The 19,525-nt window shown below is 37.3% G+C and carries 19 protein-coding genes; 5 read left to right on the forward strand and 14 right to left on the reverse strand.

All coding sequences use genetic code 11. From position 1 onward, the window contains the following. Positions 1 to 13: 13 nt before the first annotated feature. Positions 14 to 2,290: a DEAD/DEAH box helicase gene (locus BR30_RS0104035; RefSeq protein WP_026563884.1), complete on the reverse strand. Its 2,277-nt coding sequence runs from the start codon at positions 2,288 to 2,290 to the stop codon at positions 14 to 16. 192 nt (positions 2,291 to 2,482) lie between these two features. Between BR30_RS0104035 and BR30_RS0104040 the strand changes: the two genes are divergently transcribed. Next, the gene (locus BR30_RS0104040) at positions 2,483 to 3,181 is read left to right on the forward strand and encodes a Crp/Fnr family transcriptional regulator (RefSeq protein WP_026563885.1); all 699 of its coding nucleotides are present in this window, start codon (positions 2,483 to 2,485) and stop codon (positions 3,179 to 3,181) included. Between the two features lie 40 nt (positions 3,182 to 3,221). On the opposite strand, the gene hcp is transcribed toward BR30_RS0104040, so the two are convergent. Further along, a complete protein-coding gene (gene hcp, locus BR30_RS0104045; protein WP_026563886.1) occupies positions 3,222 to 4,520 on the reverse strand; it encodes a hydroxylamine reductase in 1,299 nt (432 codons plus the stop codon). Positions 4,521 to 4,710: 190 nt separating this feature from the next. On the opposite strand from hcp, the gene BR30_RS0104050 reads away from it, so the two are divergent. After that, entirely contained in the window at positions 4,711 to 5,190 is a 480-nt protein-coding gene (locus BR30_RS0104050; RefSeq protein WP_026563887.1) for an Hsp20/alpha crystallin family protein, read from the forward strand. Positions 5,191 to 5,243: 53 nt separating this feature from the next. Here BR30_RS0104050 and BR30_RS0104055 read toward each other — a convergent pair whose 3' ends face one another. Next, a complete protein-coding gene (locus BR30_RS0104055; RefSeq protein ID WP_026563888.1) occupies positions 5,244 to 5,807 on the reverse strand; it encodes a YppG family protein in 564 nt (187 codons plus the stop codon). A gap of 190 nt (positions 5,808 to 5,997) precedes the next feature. On the opposite strand from BR30_RS0104055, the gene yppF reads away from it, so the two are divergent. Next, positions 5,998 to 6,207: a YppF family protein gene (gene yppF / locus BR30_RS0104060; protein WP_026563889.1), complete on the forward strand. Its 210-nt coding sequence runs from the start codon at positions 5,998 to 6,000 to the stop codon at positions 6,205 to 6,207. 34 nt (positions 6,208 to 6,241) lie between these two features. Here the strand turns inward: yppF and BR30_RS0104065 are convergent, their stop codons facing one another. The 3 genes from BR30_RS0104065 to BR30_RS0104080 form a co-directional block, all read right to left on the reverse strand. Next, complete coding sequence (locus BR30_RS0104065) at positions 6,242 to 6,598, reverse strand: DUF1798 family protein (RefSeq protein WP_026563890.1); 357 nt, start codon at positions 6,596 to 6,598, stop codon at positions 6,242 to 6,244. Between the two features lie 80 nt (positions 6,599 to 6,678). Continuing rightward, complete coding sequence (locus tag BR30_RS32605; protein WP_051633451.1) at positions 6,679 to 6,942, reverse strand: hypothetical protein; 264 nt, start codon at positions 6,940 to 6,942, stop codon at positions 6,679 to 6,681. Positions 6,943 to 7,288: 346 nt separating this feature from the next. Beyond that, on the reverse strand, positions 7,289 to 8,266 hold the full coding sequence (locus BR30_RS0104080) for a DUF2515 domain-containing protein (RefSeq protein ID WP_026563891.1): 978 nt from the start codon (positions 8,264 to 8,266) through the stop codon (positions 7,289 to 7,291). A gap of 196 nt (positions 8,267 to 8,462) precedes the next feature. On the opposite strand from BR30_RS0104080, the gene recU reads away from it, so the two are divergent. Next, positions 8,463 to 9,077, forward strand: a complete 615-nt coding sequence (gene recU, locus BR30_RS0104085) for a Holliday junction resolvase RecU (RefSeq protein ID WP_026563892.1) — start codon at positions 8,463 to 8,465, stop codon at positions 9,075 to 9,077. Positions 9,078 to 9,106: 29 nt separating this feature from the next. Next, entirely contained in the window at positions 9,107 to 11,812 is a 2,706-nt protein-coding gene (locus BR30_RS0104090; RefSeq protein WP_026563893.1) for a PBP1A family penicillin-binding protein, read from the forward strand. A 30-nt stretch (positions 11,813 to 11,842) separates the two neighbouring features. On the opposite strand, the gene BR30_RS32610 is transcribed toward BR30_RS0104090, so the two are convergent. The 8 genes from BR30_RS32610 to dinG form a co-directional block, all read right to left on the reverse strand. Then, on the reverse strand, positions 11,843 to 12,205 hold the full coding sequence (locus BR30_RS32610; RefSeq protein ID WP_051633452.1) for a YpoC family protein: 363 nt from the start codon (positions 12,203 to 12,205) through the stop codon (positions 11,843 to 11,845). Next, positions 12,198 to 12,860, reverse strand: a complete 663-nt coding sequence (gene nth, locus BR30_RS0104100; protein ID WP_026563894.1) for an endonuclease III — start codon at positions 12,858 to 12,860, stop codon at positions 12,198 to 12,200. The genes BR30_RS32610 and nth overlap by 8 nt, the downstream gene beginning before the upstream one ends. 61 nt (positions 12,861 to 12,921) lie before the next feature. Beyond that, positions 12,922 to 13,620: a DnaD domain-containing protein gene (locus BR30_RS0104105; RefSeq protein WP_026563895.1), complete on the reverse strand. Its 699-nt coding sequence runs from the start codon at positions 13,618 to 13,620 to the stop codon at positions 12,922 to 12,924. A gap of 120 nt (positions 13,621 to 13,740) precedes the next feature. Next, positions 13,741 to 14,937 carry a pyridoxal phosphate-dependent aminotransferase gene (locus BR30_RS0104110; RefSeq protein WP_026563896.1) on the reverse strand — a complete coding sequence of 399 codons (1,197 nt, stop codon included), beginning with the start codon at positions 14,935 to 14,937 and terminating at the stop codon, positions 13,741 to 13,743. Between the two features lie 31 nt (positions 14,938 to 14,968). Continuing rightward, positions 14,969 to 15,442: a cell wall elongation regulator TseB-like domain-containing protein gene (locus BR30_RS0104115; RefSeq protein ID WP_026563897.1), complete on the reverse strand. Its 474-nt coding sequence runs from the start codon at positions 15,440 to 15,442 to the stop codon at positions 14,969 to 14,971. A 15-nt stretch (positions 15,443 to 15,457) separates the two neighbouring features. Next, positions 15,458 to 15,628: a YpmA family protein gene (locus BR30_RS35655; protein WP_081825341.1), complete on the reverse strand. Its 171-nt coding sequence runs from the start codon at positions 15,626 to 15,628 to the stop codon at positions 15,458 to 15,460. 117 nt (positions 15,629 to 15,745) lie between these two features. Beyond that, complete coding sequence (locus BR30_RS0104125; RefSeq protein ID WP_051633453.1) at positions 15,746 to 16,597, reverse strand: ComEC/Rec2 family competence protein; 852 nt, start codon at positions 16,595 to 16,597, stop codon at positions 15,746 to 15,748. A gap of 75 nt (positions 16,598 to 16,672) precedes the next feature. Beyond that, positions 16,673 to 19,474 carry an ATP-dependent DNA helicase DinG gene (gene dinG / locus BR30_RS0104130; RefSeq protein ID WP_026563899.1) on the reverse strand — a complete coding sequence of 934 codons (2,802 nt, stop codon included), beginning with the start codon at positions 19,472 to 19,474 and terminating at the stop codon, positions 16,673 to 16,675. Positions 19,475 to 19,525 lie beyond the last annotated feature (51 nt).

Raw genomic sequence — 19,525 nt, forward strand, 5'->3', positions numbered from 1 at the left:
AATCTTCCTTCTCCTATATTGAGGATTTTAAAAATGCTTCAATTATTTTTAAGACATCCGTTTTAGCTGCTTCACTAACCGTATCCGTACCAATACAGGATGGGCAGCCATATTCACACTGACATCCGGTAATCATTTTCTTCGTTTCCACAAATACTTCTGACATCCCCGTGTGTATTTTTTCACTTAAGCCAATCCCACCTGGGTAGCGGTCATAAAAGAAAATGGTTGGCTTTTCATTATGATCTGCCTTCACCTGTGGTATGACATGAATATCCTGTGGATCCGCCATTACGAATAAGGGGGCAATATGATTTAGTGCATGGGCCGTCCCAACAAGCCCCTGTTCAAGTCGCTCATGACCCAATTCTGACAAAGGCTGGTTTAAAGAAATCCAAGCAGCATTGGTGTGCAGTTCCTCTTCAGGCAAATGGATTGGTCCGGACCCAATATTTTCGTGTGTTTCAAATTTTATTTTTTTAAAAATGGTTGCCATCGCTCTAACACTTACATCCCCATAGCCAAATTCTGCCTCATCTAATGAATGAAGTTTGTCTACTTCCAGCACTTTTAATTGAACGGCTAAATTTGCATCAGTAAAATAGTCTACATCAACTTCCCTTACGAACGCTTTTTTCTCTTCCCAATCGAGTTTTTCTACCTGGAATTGGGTACCTTGATGTAAATAAATGGCTTCATCATGGAGAAGCGTCATCGCAGAAAAGCGGTCCATCTCACCAATAACTTTGACATTGGCCACATCTGATTGGTCAACAATGATGACATTTTCCTGTGATGCCGATCGTAAACTAATGTTATGTGCTGGGAAGGAATCATTCATCCAATACCACTTTCCACTATTATGATAAAGAACACGTTCCTCGGTTAAGTATTCTAGTAATTCCTCTGTTTCCACTCTTCCAAATTGCTCTCCTGTTTTAAACGGAAGTTCATAGGCAGCACATTTCATATGATCAATTAAGATAATAAGATTGTCTGGATTTATTCTTGCTGTTTCAGGGCTTTTATTAAAAAAGTAATCAGGATTCTGGATGATATATTGGTCAAGCGGACTAGAACTCGCTACCATAATAACCAATGCTTCACTATGCCTTCTGCCGGCTCTTCCCGCTTGCTGCCAAGCACTGGAAATGGTACCTGGATAGCCGGTCATAATACAAACTTGCAACTGTCCAATATCCACCCCTAGTTCTAGAGCATTAGTGCTGACTACACCGTAAATCTCACCAGAACGAAGACCTTTTTCAATCTTCCTTCGTTCGGTTGGGAGATATCCACCTCGGTAGCCCATAATAGACTTTGCACCCAATTGGTTTTTCACTAATTCTTGTAAATAGGTTAGAATAATTTCGACTCTTACTCTGCTTCTCGCAAAGACAATTGTTTGAATTTTATTTTTTAAAAGTTCCCCTGCAATTTTCCGCACCTCTAGCGTGGCGCTTCTCCTAATGTTTAACGGCTTGTTTACGATAGGCGGGTTATAGAAGAGAAAATGCTTTGTACCACTCGGGGCCCCATTGTTATCAATCAGATGCATTTTTTCTTCTGTAAGTGTTTCGGCTAATTCTAGTGGGTTCGCAATCGTTGCGGATGTACAAATGAACACAGGGTTACTCCCATAATATTTACAAATGCGTTTTAGCCTTCTAATTACATTGGCTACATGGCTGCCAAACACACCGCGATACGTATGAAGTTCATCTATGACAACAAATTCAAGATTTTCAAACAAGGAAACCCATTTTGTATGATGCGGCAGAATCGCTGAATGGAGCATATCTGGGTTAGTAATCACCACGTGTCCTGCTTGTCTCACTCTTTGACGAATATTTGCTGGCGTATCCCCATCGTACGTATAACTATTGATGTCTACACCGGCTGCTTGGATAATTTCATTGATTTCACTCTTTTGATCTTGTGCTAGTGCCTTAGTTGGAAACATGTAAAGGGCGCGTGCGCTTGGATTTTCTAGGATGGTTTGCAAGACTGGCAGATTATAGCATAGAGTTTTCCCTGAAGCTGTCGGAGTAACTGCAACAATACTCTCTCTGTCCCTAATTTTTTCATAGGCTGCATTTTGGTGTGTATACAGTTGTTCTATTCCCCTGCCACTTAAAGCAGATTTTAAGACTGGATGAAGGTCATTAGGAAGCGGAACTGTCTGAGCCTGCTTTTCTTCGAGTGTATGCCAAGTGACGATATTTTCCTTAAATTGATCATTTATTTTTAAGTCAGTTAATATTTCTTGTAGGTTTTTTCTTAACTTCATGCCCTCTCACCTCATTACTTCTATTCTAACCGAATGAGCGTTCGCAACAAAAGTAAAAATGATTAATTTATGCTTTTATTCCAGTGGTATCTTTTTCCTCTACTATAAAATGTTTAATCTATTCCCATAAACTATTTCTAAAATTTTTGTTACAATAGATAATAACTGACTATGACTGTGAAGGTGAATCGAATGAAAATTGAAGAAATTAAAAAGGTTCTCGCTGATTTTACTCTTTTTCGAGAATTAAATGATTTTGAACTAACAAAAATCACTGATATCGCCATCTCCAGAGAATGGAAAAAACAGAGCCATGTATTTCTCCAAGGTGACCCGCTTGAAAATGTCTATTTTATTTATAATGGAAGAATCAAAATCTACAAAAGTGACATTAATGGCAAAGAACAAATTGTCGCAATTGCAAAAAAAGGCGAGATGTTTCCCCATGTTGGCTTTTTCAGAAAAGGTGATTATCCTGCCTATGCAGAAGTACTTGAGCCATCAACACTAATTGCTATTCCAATCTCAAAATTTGAAACGGTTTTAATTGAAAACCCCGAGTTATGTATTAAAGTGTTTAAAGTGCTGGGAGAAAAAATTGTTGATTTACAAAACCGTTTAGAAGAGCAAATTCTCAATAATACGTATGAGCAAATTGTAAAACTTCTGATCCGCCTTGCCCAAAAACATGGAAAAGAACAAGAAGATGGGACAATCCTCTTAAAATCGGAATTTACGAACAAGGATCTTGCTAATATGATTGGGACAACTAGGGAAACCATTAGCAGAACGCTGACAAAAATGAAAAAAGATGAATTAATTGAAGTAAATGATGAAGGCGACATGATTGTAGATGTTGAAATTCTCATGGAAGAGATCAACTTAATATAACAAAAAACCGCAGCCAATCGATGCTGCGGTTTTGTTTTCTTTATGTTAATGATAACTGAAGCATATCTTTCATATCTTCTTGTGCTGTACCAATCAATTTTAGATTAAAGATATCCTGAAGGACCTGTAACACACCTTCAGATATAAATTCAGGCGGTTTTGGACCAATTCGAATATCCTGAATCCCTAGACTAAATAGACCTAGTAAAATCGCGACGGCTTTTTGCTCAAACCATGACAAAACAATGCTGACTGGAAGTTCATTCACTTCGCATCCAAATGCATCTGCAAGCGAGAGCGCAATTTTTACTGTTGATCCAGAGTTATTGCATTGGCCTAAATCGATATACCTTGGAATATTCGTCCCTGGCACAACCCCATAGTCGACATCATTGAAGCGGAATTTTCCACATGAGGTTGTTAAAATAACAGTCTCCGGTGGGAGTGATGTAGCAAGCTCCCGGTAATAATTACCGCCAGGACCTGGGGCATCACAGCCTGCGATGACAAAGAAACGTTTGATTTGACCTGCTTTAACTGCATCGATTACTTCTGGTGCTAAGCCTAGGACCGTTTCATGATGGAAACCGGTAAGTAATGTTTCATCAGATTCAATGGCAGCAGCAGGAAGTTCTAAGGCTCTGTTAATTAATGGGGCAAAATCATCATTGATAATCTTCTCTACATTTTCAAGTCCAGCCACTTCATATGTAAACATTCTGTCAGCGTAGCTTCCTTTGATGGGCATAACACAGTTTGTTGTCGCTAGGATGGCTCCTGGAAATTTTTCAAACAGCCGACGCTGATCATACCAAGCTTTCCCGATGTTACCTTTTAAATGGGCATATTTTTTCAAGGCTGGATAACCGTGAGCAGGCAGCATTTCCGAGTGGGTATAAATATTGATCTCCATTCCTTCTGTCTGCTTTAATAATTCCTCCAAAGCAAATAAGTTGTGGCCAGTAACGACTATGCATTTACCTTCAATCTTGTTTTGGCTGACCCGGATTGGTTCAGGAATTCCAAGTCGTTTTGTATGGGCTTCATCTAGCAGCTCCATTACACGAACCGCTGACTTGCCGACCTTCATCGCCATGTCAATATGTTCTTGAACATTAAAATTGGAATTCGTTAGGGTCATGTATAAAGCTTCATGTGTGGTCGCATCTACAAAGGAATCTGTATACCCTAATTGATTTGCGTGTGTCCGATATGCTGCAATTCCTTTTAAAGCAAAGATAATTGTGTCTTGTAAACTAGCAATGGTCTCGTCTTTTCCACATACTCCAATTACATTACAGCCGCCAGTTGGAGTTTGTTCACATTGATAACAGAACATTTTATTTCCTCGCTTTCCATTCTTTTCTGCTTTACTATACTAATCAACTCACACCTTAAATGTGATATATGTCACATCTGAAGCAATTGTAATAAATCGTTCAAAAAATTATCGGTATTTTATGGCGGCACATACCCAGTTTTATTCGCATATACTGGCAAGTGAAAAACTGGAAAGCGAGGGAATCCATATGTCATCTATGGTGCCGAATGATAAGAATTCAAAAAAGCCTAGAACTGATTCTTTTGGTGATTTAATGAAAACGATGAACGAATTTTTCCATGAAAAACCGATTAAGGGCTTTTTACAGTCAATCGATGATTTTTTCAAAAGTCCATTTCCGCCAGGGGAAAACTTCCATGTTGACACAATTGAAACAGGTAACGAATATATCATCTCAGCTGAGCTACCTGGGATTAAACGGGAGCAGATTCAATTAAATATCTCAGGTAATTATTTAACTATTTCTGTGGAAAATAGAGAACTTGAAACAGCCGCAGATGAGAATAACCAGATTTATCGCCGAAAATACTTACAACAAAAATCAACCAGAACCATTTCCCTTCCTCACACAATTAACGAAAAAAATGTGAAAGCTTCCTATCGTGATGGTTTATTAAAAGTCCGAATTCCACAGGAAAAAGGGAAAATGATTGAAATTGAGGAGTAAACAACTATATATCTCCAAATGAAAAGACGGCTTACCAGCAGCCGTCTTTTTCTTTACGCTTTAAATATTCCACCAAATCCTTTGACAAGCGAGCTCACCTGATTAACAGCATTCATCATCTGTCCTGCTGTGTTCACCATTTTATTAATATCTACCGAACCATCCTGGGATTTAAAAGAGTTCATAAAGGACTGGACCCCTCCCGGCTGTTTGGGGATTGCACTTTGTTTAGGATATGGGTTCATCGCTGGATAACCATTCATTGGAGCGTACTGTGGTTTTTGTACCATCTTTTCTTGCGGTTGTAATGGATTCTGGAAAAGGAATTGCGAATCCGTTTGTGAAAATGGCTGGCTATTGTACGAAGAACCTTGAGAAACATGACCAGGTTGATAGTTTTGCATGTAGGGCGGGTAGGCTTGCTGATAATATGGGTTTTGTTGATTTTGTTGTTGGTATAATGTCCAATCAAAGTTTTGAGGTGGACTTTGATATAAGTATGGTGGATTACTAGTAAAGTGCTGCTGATTTCTATGCTGACCAACTGGACCTTGGTGCATCATTTGCCCCGGATAACCATTATTGAAGTAATTGGTTGGTCTTTTCTTTCCAAACATGGGCAAACATCTCCTCCGCATTTTATCTACTACACTTTATGAAGATAAGGAAGGAATGGTGATTCCTCCTGGAAAGATTCCCAATGTCATAATGACAAGAATTTTGTCTAAATTTTAAATATTTTAAAAACTAGAAATCCATTACTTTCGTGATACGATAGAAAAAAGGATGAAGGAGGAGCTAATAGACATGGACATTCGCGAATTAAAAAGCAAATTTATTCAAAGCAGGGATTATACAACTGATGATGTAAATGCATTAATGGATTTTGCTAAGAAAGCGTATATTCATAACGATATTAATATAAAGGAATATCGTCTTCTTGTCCGTGAACTTGAAAAACAAGGCGCGGTAATACCTGAAACGGATAATGAAAACTCCCTCATCGAACATTCTTAATTCAGATAAAAGAGATGCAGCAGCATCTCTTTTGCTATTTTTTTAACTCTTTTAATATTTCTAAAAGGAAATATTCAACCGTGCGATTTGCATTAATAAACCTTGTTTTACTGGTCTCTGGGAAAAAGGCTTGGATTGAAAGTTGATCAATATGTTCAGAAGTGGTGTCAATTTGCTTTAAATGAAGATGTTTATGGTTTGAGTCTGAAAGCCATTTCTTCATAGCCAGTTTCCATCGGTCATTTATATCCTTTACTTCATTTGCAAATGGCTTTATGACTTCATGAAAATCATGCTTAATCCCTGCTGTTCGCCCCTCTTGATAATATTTCATGAATAAGCTATTAAAAGCTAATAGTTTTTCTGTTAGATCAATAATTTCTTCAGACATCACAAAAAAAACCTTCCTCCCCAAAAATAAAAAAGCAGCATGAAATTTTATTCCATGCTACTTTAATTGATATTGTTATTTTAACGGCAATTAAACGCCCAATTCAAGTTGTAAGGTTCACCGGCTAATTCTATGTTTGAAATAGGGTTAACTTTTTCCATTGTTTGTTGTATTCCAAATAGTTTTTGTTTGGAATCCATTATTTTATCCTGTTCTTCCTGATTTAAACTTTTACGCAGGTCTGAGAAGGATGCTTCTAGCACCACTTCCAAGTCTTCTAATTGATCATATATTTCCGTAAGCATTGAAATCAACTGTTCTTTATCGGACAATGGTTTATTCATCGATCAATCCCCTCCCAGCATTTTCTATTTAGTATAATTCTCTTTCTTTTTTTTGCTTCCTTCTACCTTGACAAAACTAGTTTCTATTCGCCAAAGGTAGTGGTAAAATGGCATTTTTCCCTTAAGGTTTCGACACCAACTTAACTTGCATGAAAAATTAAAAAGCGCACATTCTATTATTGGAGGTGCTATTAATGCCAAAAAATAATAATCAAAACAAAAAGCAACAATCAAGACCAGCTGATGAAGCAAAAAAGACAGGCTACGGTGATAAAAAGCTTGTCGGTGAAAACCGACCGGCCGAATAATACCCAAAAAAAGCAAGGGGAGACTTCCCTTGCTTTTTCTATTTCCACTTTTTTAACTGCAAAGTCTTTTGGAGTGCTAGCATTAATTGAAGTTGGTTGGATTTTGTAAAATACCAATCTGTCAGATGAATAGGGTGACGATGACGTACGGGAAGGTACAACCACATAGGGGAGACCCTTCGATGCAAACTCCAATCTTCAAATTTATGTTGATTATGCTCTATAATTGGAAAGGTTGCTCGTAAAATCGGTGTTTTTTGACCTGATTTTATTTTAAAATATTGTTCATAATCATATCTTGAACCAGTATGTGGCGTTTTCTCTGCGAACTCATAAAAATAAGGAAATAGTCTCGGGTGGAAAAGTATATTGGCAAGTCGTTTACCTAAATTAATTCGTTTCGAAAGTGATTTGAAGCCATTGACACTAGCACCGTATACTTCTCCTCCACATGTTGGAAACAAAACGCAGCTGAAATGAAGCCAATCCTGAAAAGAAAAAAGCTTTGTTTGGAAAACTTTTTTTTTATAAACAGGGTGATCAATTACAGGCGTTTGAATGACATTTTGCTCATTAATAATTAAACAAGTGGTTAGTCTATTCTTATCGTTTTCTTTCCAATACCGATACCATTCCTTTTGGATAAACGATGAAACATGAAAATAAGGAAGTAAATGAAACATTTGTCGATTCATTTTCGTCGAATATTGATAGATCAACAACTGGGGATAAACATCATGAAAAATAAGCCAATTCGACCGTTCATAGGTTAGAAAAAGCTGTTTTCTCGTCAAGTCTGTGATCAATTGAGAAAAGGTGGACCCTTGCAAGTCACACATATTCCATCCACCATTTCTTGAAACCATGCTTGCTAAGAAAGCCCAAATGATATCAGGATTTTTTTTAAAAAAAGATAAATAAGCCTCTGTCCTTGAGATATTATCGACATTTTTCTTATTCGTTTCTGCTTGTATTTGACGAATGATTGTTTGTTCCTGTATTGTAAGATGATTCATATTCATCTTCCCTTGAGTTTTTTAATAGATTATTAGTACTATTTAAGCGTTTGGTTTCTTTTATGAAAAATTCATCATGTATAAATTTGGCATTAACGATACAATTGTTATTAGCCTGTGTATGCAAAAGTATTTTATACACCCCAATCTCGCTAAGATTTGATATGATAAGGAATAGCTTGAGAGGTGTAAAAGGATGAATTTTAACTATCCAAATGGAAAAAGGTACATACCTAAAGAACATGGTACAGAGACAGAAAGTACCAGTCAAAAAAGGAAAAATGGTTCTTATAGTAACAGAGGTATGACGCTAGAAGAAGATTTAAATGATACAAATGAATATTACCGGGTGAGAAAGGTAGCAGTTATTCATAAGAAACCAACACCTGTGCAAATAGTCCAAGTTGATTATCCAAATCGGAGTGCAGCTGTGATTAAAGAGGCTTATTTCAAATTAGCATCAACAACGGATTACAATGGTGTTTATAAAGGAAGGTATATAGACTTTGAAGCAAAGGAAACACAGAATCCTACCTCTTTTCCATTAAAGAATTTTCATCAACACCAAATACAGCATATGGAAGAAGTTCTAAATCAAGGAGGAATATGTTTTGTCATTCTACGTTTTACAAAGTTTGAACAAGTTTTCTTACTTGAAGCAAAACACTTGTTGACTTTTTGGGAGCGAATGACAAATGGAGGTAGAAAATCAATCACGAAAGAAGAAGTGGAACAAAAGGGATATCTAATCCCGCTTGGTTTTCAACCCCGAATTGACTATATTAAAATTATAGATAAGCTTTACAATTGAGAAAAGGCTCGAAAGGAAGGAATATTACAATGTCTGAACAATACCAATCAAGAGAGGAGCGCAGAAAGAAACTCCAATCCAAAAGTGAACCAAAAGCCAAGAAAAAATCTGGAGGACTTGTAAAGAAAATTTTTCTTACATTAGTAGCCCTTGGTATTATTGGTATACTGGCTGGTGTGGGTACTTTCGCGTACTTAGTTAAGGATGCTCCCGTACTTGACCCGAAATTATTAAAAGATCCAATCCCTTCGAAAATTTTAGATAAAGATGACAAACTTGTAACGGAAGTGGGCGCTGTTAATCGGGAATATGTAAACTATAAAGATATTCCGCAGGTAGTCGAAAATGCGATCTTAGCAACAGAAGATTATCGTTTTTACAAGCACCATGGAATTGACCCGATTCGATTAGGAGGGGCTATCCTAGCAAATATCCAACATGGCTTTGGTTCTGAGGGTGCCAGCACCATTACTCAACAAGTGGTTAAAAACTCATTTTTAACACCTGAAAAAACCTTAAAGCGGAAGGTTGAAGAAGCCTGGCTTTCCTATCAATTGGAACAGCAATATACAAAGCACCAAATTTTCGAAATGTATGTAAATAAGGTGTATGTTTCTGAAAATAGTCATGGGATTGCTACGGCTGCAAAAATTTTCTATGGAAAAGAATTAAAGGACTTAACTCTTGCAGAAGCGGCCCAAATTGCTGGGATGCCGCAAAGTCCAAATAATTATAACCCTTTCGATCATCCTGATTTAGCTGAAAAAAGACGAAACATCGTCTTAACGTTAATGCATCAGCATGGATATATTTCTAAACAAGCGATGGAAGATGCGAAAAAAGTGTCAGTTAAAGATACTGTATTAAATGAAAAAGAGCGAGAGGTTAAAGAGAAACCTTTTGATTCATTTGTCGATGCAGTAATTGATGAAGTGAACGAAACGTCTGATTTTGATATTTTTACTGATGGCTTAACGATTCATACAACACTTGATCCAAATGCACAATCTTATGTAGAGGACATCCTTAATAAAGAGGATGTGATCGACTATCCGGATGATGATTTCCAAGCCGGAGTGGCTCTCCTGGATACGAAAACGAGTGAAATCCGTGCCATTGGGGGCGGCAGAAATCAAAAAGTCAAACGGGGATTTAACTATGCAATTGATACCCAGCGTCAACCTGGGTCAACTATTAAACCCGTTCTTGATTATGCACCTGCAATTGAGTATTTAAACTGGGGAACCTATGAAATGATTGAAGATAAGCCCATTACTTATTCTTCTGGGAAAAAGTTTGGGAACTGGGACCAAAGCTATAAGGGAGCTATGACCATCAGAACGGCATTGCAATTATCTCGAAATTCACCTGCTGTTCAAGCCTTGCAACAAGTTGGTCTTGATAAAGCAAAAGACTTTGCTGTGGATTTAGGTATCCCTTTAAAGGAAATTTTTGAATCCTATGCGATTGGTGGTTTTAAAACGGGTGTATCACCGCTGCAAATGGCAGGTGCCTACAGTGCATTTGGTAATAAAGGCATTTATACAAAACCACATGCGATTAGGAAAATCAAACTCCGTGACGGTACTGTGATAAGCACTGCACCAGAACCGAAAGTGGTAATGAAAGACTCTACTGCTTTTATGATTACAAGTATGATGGAAAGTGTCCTCGATTATCCTGGTACGGGCACAAGAGCAGATGTTCCTGGACTTGATATTGCCGGTAAGACAGGTACAACTAACTATACAGATGAAGAAATTCAAAAATGGGATATTCCAAGTAGTAGATCCGTTCCTGATGCATGGTTTACCGGTTATACCACCAATTACACCGCATCTATTTGGACTGGTTATAAAAACCGGAGTACCCCTATTAATGCAGTTGGAAATAATCAACGTTTAGCGCAATTAATTTTTAAAAACGTCATGGAACATGTATCAAAGGATATCGATACACCTGACTTTAAAATGCCTAGCAGCGTTCAAAGAGTAAGGATTGAGAGAGGCTCAATGCCTCCAGTTTTAGCAAGTGAATACACACCATCAAGTCAGATTATTACAGAGTATGCTGTGAAGGGTCATTCACCTAATCGAGTTTCCACAAAGTATGACAAACTGGCTGCTCCAAAAAATCTAAAAGCAACTTATGATCAAGCAAGTAATACTATTGGAATAACATGGAAGCACTCAAAAAAATCCAATGTTACTTTCTCAGTTACAGTGGATAGTGGTACAGAACAAAAACAATATACTCAAGCAGAAACGTCATTAACCATTCCTGCTGCACCGGGTGCGAAGTATACCTTCACCATCATTGCGATTAGTGGAGATAGACAAAGTGATCCCGTAACAACAACCCTTGAAATTCCAATCCAAGAAACCAACCCAGGCACTGGTACTGAGCCAGGCACTGGTACTGAGCCAGGCACTGAGCCAGGTACTCCACCTGGAAACGGAAACGGTAACGGTAATGGTACTGGCACCGGCACTGGTAACGGTAGTGGCACTGGTAACGGCAATGGTACTGGTACTGGTACTGGTACTGGTACTGGTACTGGTAACGGTACTGGTACTGGTAACGGTACCGGCAATGGTGCTGGTACTGGTACCGGTACTGGTGATGGCACTGGTGTCAACGGCGGGGATCAAGGAAATGGTGAAGGAACCACGCCGCCGGATACCCCTGTTGACAATGGGACAGGAGAGCAGCCTGCTGTAGGAACTCCTGGCTAAACCTAGCAATCAAAAAACAGTAAAAAGCGTCTAACCATTTGGTTTAGACGCTTTTTTTAGTATGTTTCTTTTTACAAACAATTTTTCTTGTTCCATCATCAACTCTGATAGTTGCCGATAAGAATGATATAATGCTGGCCTTGAGGTAATGAAGGCCAATCGTTCCTCCACATTAACAGGCTTATACTCTAACTGTTTAAAATTAAGCGATTCATTCAAGGGAACTGGTAGACCATTTGACCAGGCCAGAAATTGAATAAACAACTGAATCCCCTTTTCCATTAACACCTTTGCATTTTTATACTCACGTTCACGAAATAATACTTCCAATTGACCTTTACCATTTTTCCATTCTGTCAGAAGGTTGGAAATCTCTACTTCCTTTTTATCCATTGACCTGGACCTGCCCTTTCATTCTCTTTTTACCTTCCCTGCAGAGCTCTAATAAAGGGCAGCTTGGACATTGTGGATTCTGTGCTTTGCAATGGTATCGTCCAAAAAAAATAAGTCTGTGGTGCGTTTGTGACCACTCTTCTTTTGGAATCTTCCTCATTAATGTTTTTTCCACTTCAAGGACAGAATCCTTCCACCTGCAAATACCTAATCGTTTACTAACTCTCTCCACATGTGTGTCTACTGCAATTGCAGGTATATTATAAGCAACCGAAACCACAACATTTGCTGTTTTCCTGCCAACACCAGGCAGTTTTGTTAACTCATCACGGTCCGTTGGGATTTCACCGTTATATTCATCTAATACAATTCGACAAAGGCTCTGAATATTCTTGGCTTTATTCCGGTAGAGGCCGATTGAACGAATGTCGTTTTGCAATTCTTCAAGAGGAACTGCTAGGTAATCCTCGGGTGTTTTGTATTTTTCAAATAATGATTTGGTTACTTTATTAACAAGCACATCGGTACATTGTGCTGATAGAGCTACAGCAATGACTAGTTCGAATGGATTCGAATGGTTAAGCTCACAGTGGGCATCGGGAAACATTTCGCCCATTTGATCAAGGCAATAACGGATTTGGGTGTTATTTAGCATATCTATCACCTACTTTTATTAAATGAAATAAAACGAGAGAAATATCTCTCGCTCGTCGAATTTATTGTTCTAACCAGTTGTAGAAAGGGACAGTTGGTTGATGCGGTTCTTCTTTGATATTTCCCTTTTGTGTTTGCTTTTGACGAAATTTAAGACCATGGTTTTTGGCCTGCTCAATTGTTTTTATACCATTCTTTTTCCACTCAAAGAGAATTCTATCAATATAGCGGAAATTCAATTTCCCCGACATTACGGCTTCACGTAAAGCTGCTTTGATAATCATTGGGTCATGATGGTCATCATCCATCCACATTGCCAGTGATTCACATTCAAACGGAGAAAGTGGACGTCCGAATTCCTTTTCAAAACACGTATAAAGATCTGCTTCATCAGCTTTCTTATCCGATTCTTTATTCATTTTATTATTTTTTAAGAACTGTTCTATCAGTCTTTCCCATAAAGGCTCAACTGAATACTTCTCATACCGAATGCCCTCGTTATTATATCCATCTGTGATTTGAATGAAGCCTCTTTGAATCAGTCTTCTGAGCATTTCATTACATTCTGAAATAGTTATCGTCATTCTTGCTGAAAGCTCATCTGGAGTAGGGAATTCATGTCCTTTTTCTAAATAGGTGAGAATATTTAATAATAGAACAAGTTCATATTCATTTAAATTTAAATTGCGATATTCAGAAAATAATAATGTAGGAACAGTAATGTTCCCTTCTTGAATCCATGCTAATAAGTTTGTTTTCATATTCAGGACACCTCCTGTTAAGTATATCATGAACAATCTATCCGAGTAAGAGTATACGGCATCCATCTTTGGTAACTAAAAGCAAAAAGCCTGCAGCTATTCGCAGACTTTTTACAGTAATTAATGATTGACCATGCTTGATTTTGAAACAACAAATTGGTGGATTCTCTCAACTGCCTTTTCTAACAAGGTTAAAGAGGTTGCGTAGGAAAGGCGAATATTATCAGGCGTTCCAAAACCTGACCCAGGAATAACTGCAACTTTAGCGTCCACAAGTAGGGCTTCTACAAAAGCATCCACATTCTGGTAACCTGTCATTTCTGCTGCTTTCTTTACATTTGGATAAAGATAAAAAGCTCCTTGTGGTTTTACACATGTCACACCTGGAATGGCGACAAGTTTATTAAAAATTATTTCTAATCTTTCTTCAAATGCCTTCCTCATTTCTTCAACTGGCTGTTGTGAGCCTGTGTAAGCAGCAATTGCTGCATATTGGGCAGTTGTTGTTGGATTAGATGTACTATGGCTTGCAAGATTTGTCATCGCTTCAATAATTTTTTTATTACCAGCTGCATACCCTATTCTCCAACCAGTCATCGAATGTGACTTGGAAACGCCATTAATAACAATTGTTTGCTCTTTTAATTCAGGAGAAAGTTGAGCAATTGAAAAATGTTTATTTTCACCATAAACTAGCTTTTCATATATTTCATCTGAAACAACGAGAATGTTCTCCTCAAGGCAAACTTTGCCTATTTCCAAAAGTTCTTCAGCTGTATACAGGACCCCCGTAGGGTTACTAGGTGAATTAATAATAACAGCTTTTGTATTCTTGGTAATTGCCTTTTTTAATTGTTCTGGTGTGACTTTAAATTGATTTTCCTCAAATCCCTCAATATAAACTGGTACGCCTCCAGCTAATTTTACTTGTTCTGGGTAACTGACCCAATATGGTGTTGGGATTATGACCTCATCACCATCATTTAAGACCACTTGAAACAATGTATAAAGGACGTGTTTCGCACCATTTCCAACAATGATTTCATTAGGATTAAAAGCTAAACCCTGGTCCTCTTCAAATTTCTTGATAATTGCCTTTTTTAAAGCTGGCAAGCCAGCTGAAGGCGTGTACTTCGTATGACCCTCATTCATGGATTGAAATGCAGCATCTAAAATATGTTGTGGAGTATTAAAGTCAGGCTCACCGGCACCCAGACCGATGACATCTTCCCCTTGTTCTTTAAGTTCTTTTGCCTTTGCCGTAATCGCTAATGTCGTTGAAGGTGTAAGTGCTTTTACACGATTTGCTAATTCCACTACCATTTCAATTCCTCCGCTCTCCATATATTTATAGGTTTTCAATTTTTTTTAGCCATTCACCTGTATCAAAGTGAACATAGTAATAATTTATTAAATTATTATTAGAACGGTAATAAATTTCCCACAATGGGATATTTTTTTCCATACCGAGACGAACAGATATGATCTTTTTCGGGCTTTTTTCTTGTTGAAGTTTTTGAATGGCTTCTTCCCTGGTTAACCCATTCTTAGCTTTTCTTACGAAAATTTCCTTATTTTTCTCAGGCATCCAAACGATAATTTTGTCGCCATTCTTACTTTTTCCCTCAATGACATTAACCGTTTCAATACCATTATAAATATGAAAATCCTCTACTTCTTTTAATGAGATTTCCTTTTGAGCACGTGAGACAGCTTTTGTCTCTGCTGCTTTCACAGGATCCAATGCTGATAAATAAACTTTTATCAATAACCCACAAAAGGCTACTACTATTATTGATAGAGCAATAATCCACTTTTTCATTACTAATTCACTTCTTTATGTACGATAAATCGTAAAAATCGCTGTATTTTGATTCTCTTGATCCAGTGCAAGTCCAAACATAAGGTCTTCCTGTTTCAAGGTTCGATTAAGGGCGTCAACAATTTTATACAAATCCGGACTGTGTTGGATTTTCACTGTTGATAAAACTTCTATTTTACTCTCCATCCGTTATCCTCCAATATTTTTCCTATTTATCTACATTTTTTGATAAATCTTATCCATTATTATAACAGGTGGAAGCAAAAATCGGGTCAAAGAAGCTAAGATTTTTCTAATAAAATTTTATTCATCCGTTTCAATTGGAATGGTTATGATCTCATAATTTGAATCTGTGAATTTTATTGTTATGGTTCCATGTTTTTTCGTTGAATAAATTTCTGACCAAGTTTCGTGAAGATCGACTAGTATATCTGGGTCATGCTCCTCTTCTTCTGGTGCAGAAAGGACTGAAATTTGCGGATTTAAATATTGAATTAATTTCTCAGATAAAGAGTCTTTCGGCGTACCATTAGGTATTTTAAAAACATTAATATTCTCCAGATTCTTCTCCATGAGCGTTTCCTCTGCCCGTGGTGTAAATGAAGTCATAAGGAAAATTCGATGATTAAAAAAATCAAGTGTTAAATCCATACCTTCATTCGCATCATTTCCCACAAATTGAACTTCAGCAGTCATCTCAGGCAGGATGGATCTCTTTGTCCCCTGCCCCCATGAGACAACTGCAGGCTTATTTGATGAATCTAGCTCTTTTTTGATTTGAGCAGAAAATTTAGGTGTTGAAATAATTTCTTTGATATTATATTTCGAGATTAGACGATTTAATTGTTGTTTAGAGAGTTCTGTTCCGTTATGTGTAAGGATTAATTTAGAAATCTCCTTCACATCATAAAGGAAAAGCCACCCTTCTAATTCCGCAGCTGTTTCTTTCCCTCCGGTATTGATCAAGGTATTCTCATTATTTGCGCCTTGGATCAGTGTTGCTTCCCCTGCCGACAAACCCAGAAAAGTGACTGCAACTTCATGGTCCTTAATATTTAAATTTATATTTTCAATATTATTTAATGAAGGCTCTGATGCCTCTACCATGAGTGTCGTTGGAATAAATAATGACAAGATAATTAGTAAGGTTCTCATGACACACCTCCTATATTAAGGATGTGTTTATTTACCAATTTTTATCCAGATTAACATTGATTAATGTCTCTCAAATCATAACCATGAGTGGATAATTTCAACTAATTCATCTATCTTTCCTCGATTAATAGGAACAGGAGGAATAGATTTCAAAAAGGCCTTCCCATATTTCGTGGTTACAATTCTTCTATCAAACACCACTATGATACCTCGATCACTTTCTGTTCGAATAAGGCGCCCAAAACCTTGTTTAAAACGGAGAATTGCTTCTGGAAGGGAGTATTCTGAAAAGGAATTTCCCCCGCGTTTTTCGATTAACTGGCATTTCGCCTCTGTTAAAGGATCATCTGGCGGGCTGAATGGAAGTCTGACAATAACAAGGCAGGATAAGTCCTCACCAGGTATATCAACCCCTTCCCAGAAACTGCTTGTCCCCAATAATAAAGCCTTATCATAGCGTTGAAAGTTTCGGGTTAGCCTTGTTCTGCTTCCACTGGTTATCCCTTGTGCAATCATTGCGTAGTCATGTAAAAAACCACTTTCTTTGATTAATTCATAGGTTTTCTTTAGCATGTCATAGGCCGTAAATAGAAGCAGCATTCTCCCCTTAGTTGCTTCAGCTATTGTAATAATATGCTCCGTAATTGAAATCACATAATCATCTAAAGATACTGTATTAATTTCTGGTAAGTCCTCAGGAATTAAAAGCTGCACTTGTTGATTATATGCAAATGGAGATGGAATATTTAATTGTACTGTGGATACAGGGTCCAGACCCATTTCCTTTATAAAATAATCAAATGATTTATTTACCGTCAACGTTGCCGAAGTAAATACTACTGCTTTTTTTAATTGAAAGAATTGTTCATTTAGCTTCCCTGCAACGGAAGTTGGCTGAACCATAAAGGTAGTCACATTTTGCGGTGAGCGTATATCTATTTCAACCCATTTTACATCATTCGTTATTTTAAGAAAGGAATTGATAACCGTATCTCTAAGTTCTGTTAATTCGATTTGAAATAAAAGAATTTCTTCCAATTTATTTTCTTCTATACGCGAAAAAGAATTACTCTCATTTTTAACCCATTCAAGACGTTCACTGATTTCTGAATCAAGGTCTTTTAGTAAAAAGGCAAATCTCTCAGCACTGTGAACTAGTGCCTTTTTTTCTTTTCCTTCGTCATTGGGTGAAAAGCGAATTTTGGCACGATTTACTCCTTTTTTATTCGCCATCTTGGCTCTCGCAAAAAGAGCAATCAATTGAAAAAATTCGTCCATTTCAAACGTAAGATCAGCCATAAGTTGATTTAATTTAGTTGAGGTGGGCCTGATTTCATTTTTTCTTTGTACAGAATCAATTAGCTTTTCCAAATCATAAAAGAGCTGTTTTTGTTCATACATTCCAAATTGACCTAATAGGAGACGGGTCGATAAATAATCTAATGTATGTCCGAAAAACTGACAAGCAGCTTTTTCAAAATGATGCCCTTCATCAATAACAGCATAAGAAAATTCAGGCAGGATAGCTACTTCACCTTTAATATCACTTAATAATAAAGAGTGATTTGTAATAATAATATCAGCAACTTCCGCTTTTCTTTTTGCTCTTAAATAAAAATCTCTTTCTTGCCATGCTTCGTCCTGTAAAAAAATTGCTGGTTCATTCTTTATTTTATTCCAAAAAATTTGCCCGCCACTTGAAAGGTTTAACTCATCCCGGTCACCGGTTTCAGTTTCAATCAGCCAAACAAGAATTTGCATTTTTGTTAAACCTGTATCGTAATTATCGTTATCATCTGCTAGCGTCCGGTGAAACTTTTCTAAACTAATATAATGATTTCGCCCCTTTAGCAATACAGTGTTTAAAGGAAAGGGCAAAAGTTTAGCCAAGAGCGGTATTTCATTTTTTAAAATCTGTTCTTGCAAATGGATAGTATGTGTACTTACAACGATTGGAAGCCTATTCTTCCTAGAAAAGTAAGCACTTGGCAGCAAATAGCCCAGGGATTTTCCAACACCTGTACCAGCCTCAATCACAGCATGATTTTCACTTTGAAAAGCCTGGTAGACAGTATCCATCATAGTAAATTGGCCCGTTCTCTTCTCGAAAGCTTCAAATGCCTGACTGACCAATCCGATTTTTTCAGCCTCTGATGCAGGGAAATGATATTCTTTATCTTCTTCAAGTCGCCTTATATGGTCTGGAATTCTTTTTAAAGCAAGTTCCCTAAATATCTCAATTGTCTCAGATAAGCTTTCGACCGTTTTTTCTTTATTAACAAGTAATTCATCAAGGAACTGTTGAAGGTCGCTTTTCAATCCACCTGATAAATGAGCAAGCTGTTTTAATGTTGTGATTGGTAATGAAGCCAATCGTTCTAAAAGAATCAGTAAAAGTTCAGCTGTGACCTGTGCATCACTATCTGCTTGATGGGGGCGATCATGATTCAATTTTTCTCTCTCCGCTAAATCAGATAGCTTATAACCATCTGCTGTAGGATATAGAATTCTCGCCATTTCAACCGTATCTAGGACAGGACCGAAGAACCCTTCTTGGCCTGATTGGATTAATTCTTCCTGTAGAAAGGACAAATCAAACAAAACATTATGTGCAACAAAATAGGCCCCTTCCAGTAAAGTCATGACTTTTTCTGAGATTTCCGAAAAAAGCGGCGCATCTTTCACCATATCATTATTTAAACCAGTTAATTCCTCAATAAATATGGGGATGGATTTTTTGGGATTAATTAATGATGAAAACTTTTCTGTGATTTTCCCATTTTCAATGACCACAGCTGCAAATTGAATGATTTTATCACCCTTTTTTGGAATGTTTCCCGTTGTTTCCAAGTCGATTACGACGAATTTATTTAACATTTATTAACACCCCAAACCTTCGTTCATTAAAACGGTATCACATAATCTTTA

The sequence above is a fragment of the Bacillus sp. UNC41MFS5 genome (assembly GCF_000686805.1).

Coding starts and splice junctions, on each gene's coding strand:
- BR30_RS0104090 (WP_026563893.1), top strand. CDS start 9,107: ATGTCTGAACAATACCAATCAAGAGAGGAGCGCAGAAAGAAACTCCAA.
- recU (WP_026563892.1), top strand. CDS start 8,463: ATGAATTTTAACTATCCAAATGGAAAAAGGTACATACCTAAAGAACAT.
- BR30_RS0104065 (WP_026563890.1), bottom strand. CDS start 6,598: ATGTCTGAAGAAATTATTGATCTAACAGAAAAACTATTAGCTTTTAAT.
- BR30_RS0104035 (WP_026563884.1), bottom strand. CDS start 2,290: ATGAAGTTAAGAAAAAACCTACAAGAAATATTAACTGACTTAAAAATA.
- BR30_RS0104125 (WP_051633453.1), bottom strand. CDS start 16,597: ATGAGAACCTTACTAATTATCTTGTCATTATTTATTCCAACGACACTC.
- BR30_RS0104105 (WP_026563895.1), bottom strand. CDS start 13,620: ATGAAAACAAACTTATTAGCATGGATTCAAGAAGGGAACATTACTGTT.
- BR30_RS0104040 (WP_026563885.1), top strand. CDS start 2,483: ATGAAAATTGAAGAAATTAAAAAGGTTCTCGCTGATTTTACTCTTTTT.
- dinG (WP_026563899.1), bottom strand. CDS start 19,474: ATGTTAAATAAATTCGTCGTAATCGACTTGGAAACAACGGGAAACATT.
- BR30_RS0104080 (WP_026563891.1), bottom strand. CDS start 8,266: ATGAATCATCTTACAATACAGGAACAAACAATCATTCGTCAAATACAA.
- yppF (WP_026563889.1), top strand. CDS start 5,998: ATGGACATTCGCGAATTAAAAAGCAAATTTATTCAAAGCAGGGATTAT.
- BR30_RS35655 (WP_081825341.1), bottom strand. CDS start 15,628: ATGGAGAGTAAAATAGAAGTTTTATCAACAGTGAAAATCCAACACAGT.
- BR30_RS0104055 (WP_026563888.1), bottom strand. CDS start 5,807: ATGTTTGGAAAGAAAAGACCAACCAATTACTTCAATAATGGTTATCCG.
- hcp (WP_026563886.1), bottom strand. CDS start 4,520: ATGTTCTGTTATCAATGTGAACAAACTCCAACTGGCGGCTGTAATGTA.
- nth (WP_026563894.1), bottom strand. CDS start 12,860: ATGCTAAATAACACCCAAATCCGTTATTGCCTTGATCAAATGGGCGAA.
- BR30_RS0104115 (WP_026563897.1), bottom strand. CDS start 15,442: ATGAAAAAGTGGATTATTGCTCTATCAATAATAGTAGTAGCCTTTTGT.
- BR30_RS32605 (WP_051633451.1), bottom strand. CDS start 6,942: ATGAATAAACCATTGTCCGATAAAGAACAGTTGATTTCAATGCTTACG.
- BR30_RS0104050 (WP_026563887.1), top strand. CDS start 4,711: ATGTCATCTATGGTGCCGAATGATAAGAATTCAAAAAAGCCTAGAACT.
- BR30_RS32610 (WP_051633452.1), bottom strand. CDS start 12,205: ATGGATAAAAAGGAAGTAGAGATTTCCAACCTTCTGACAGAATGGAAA.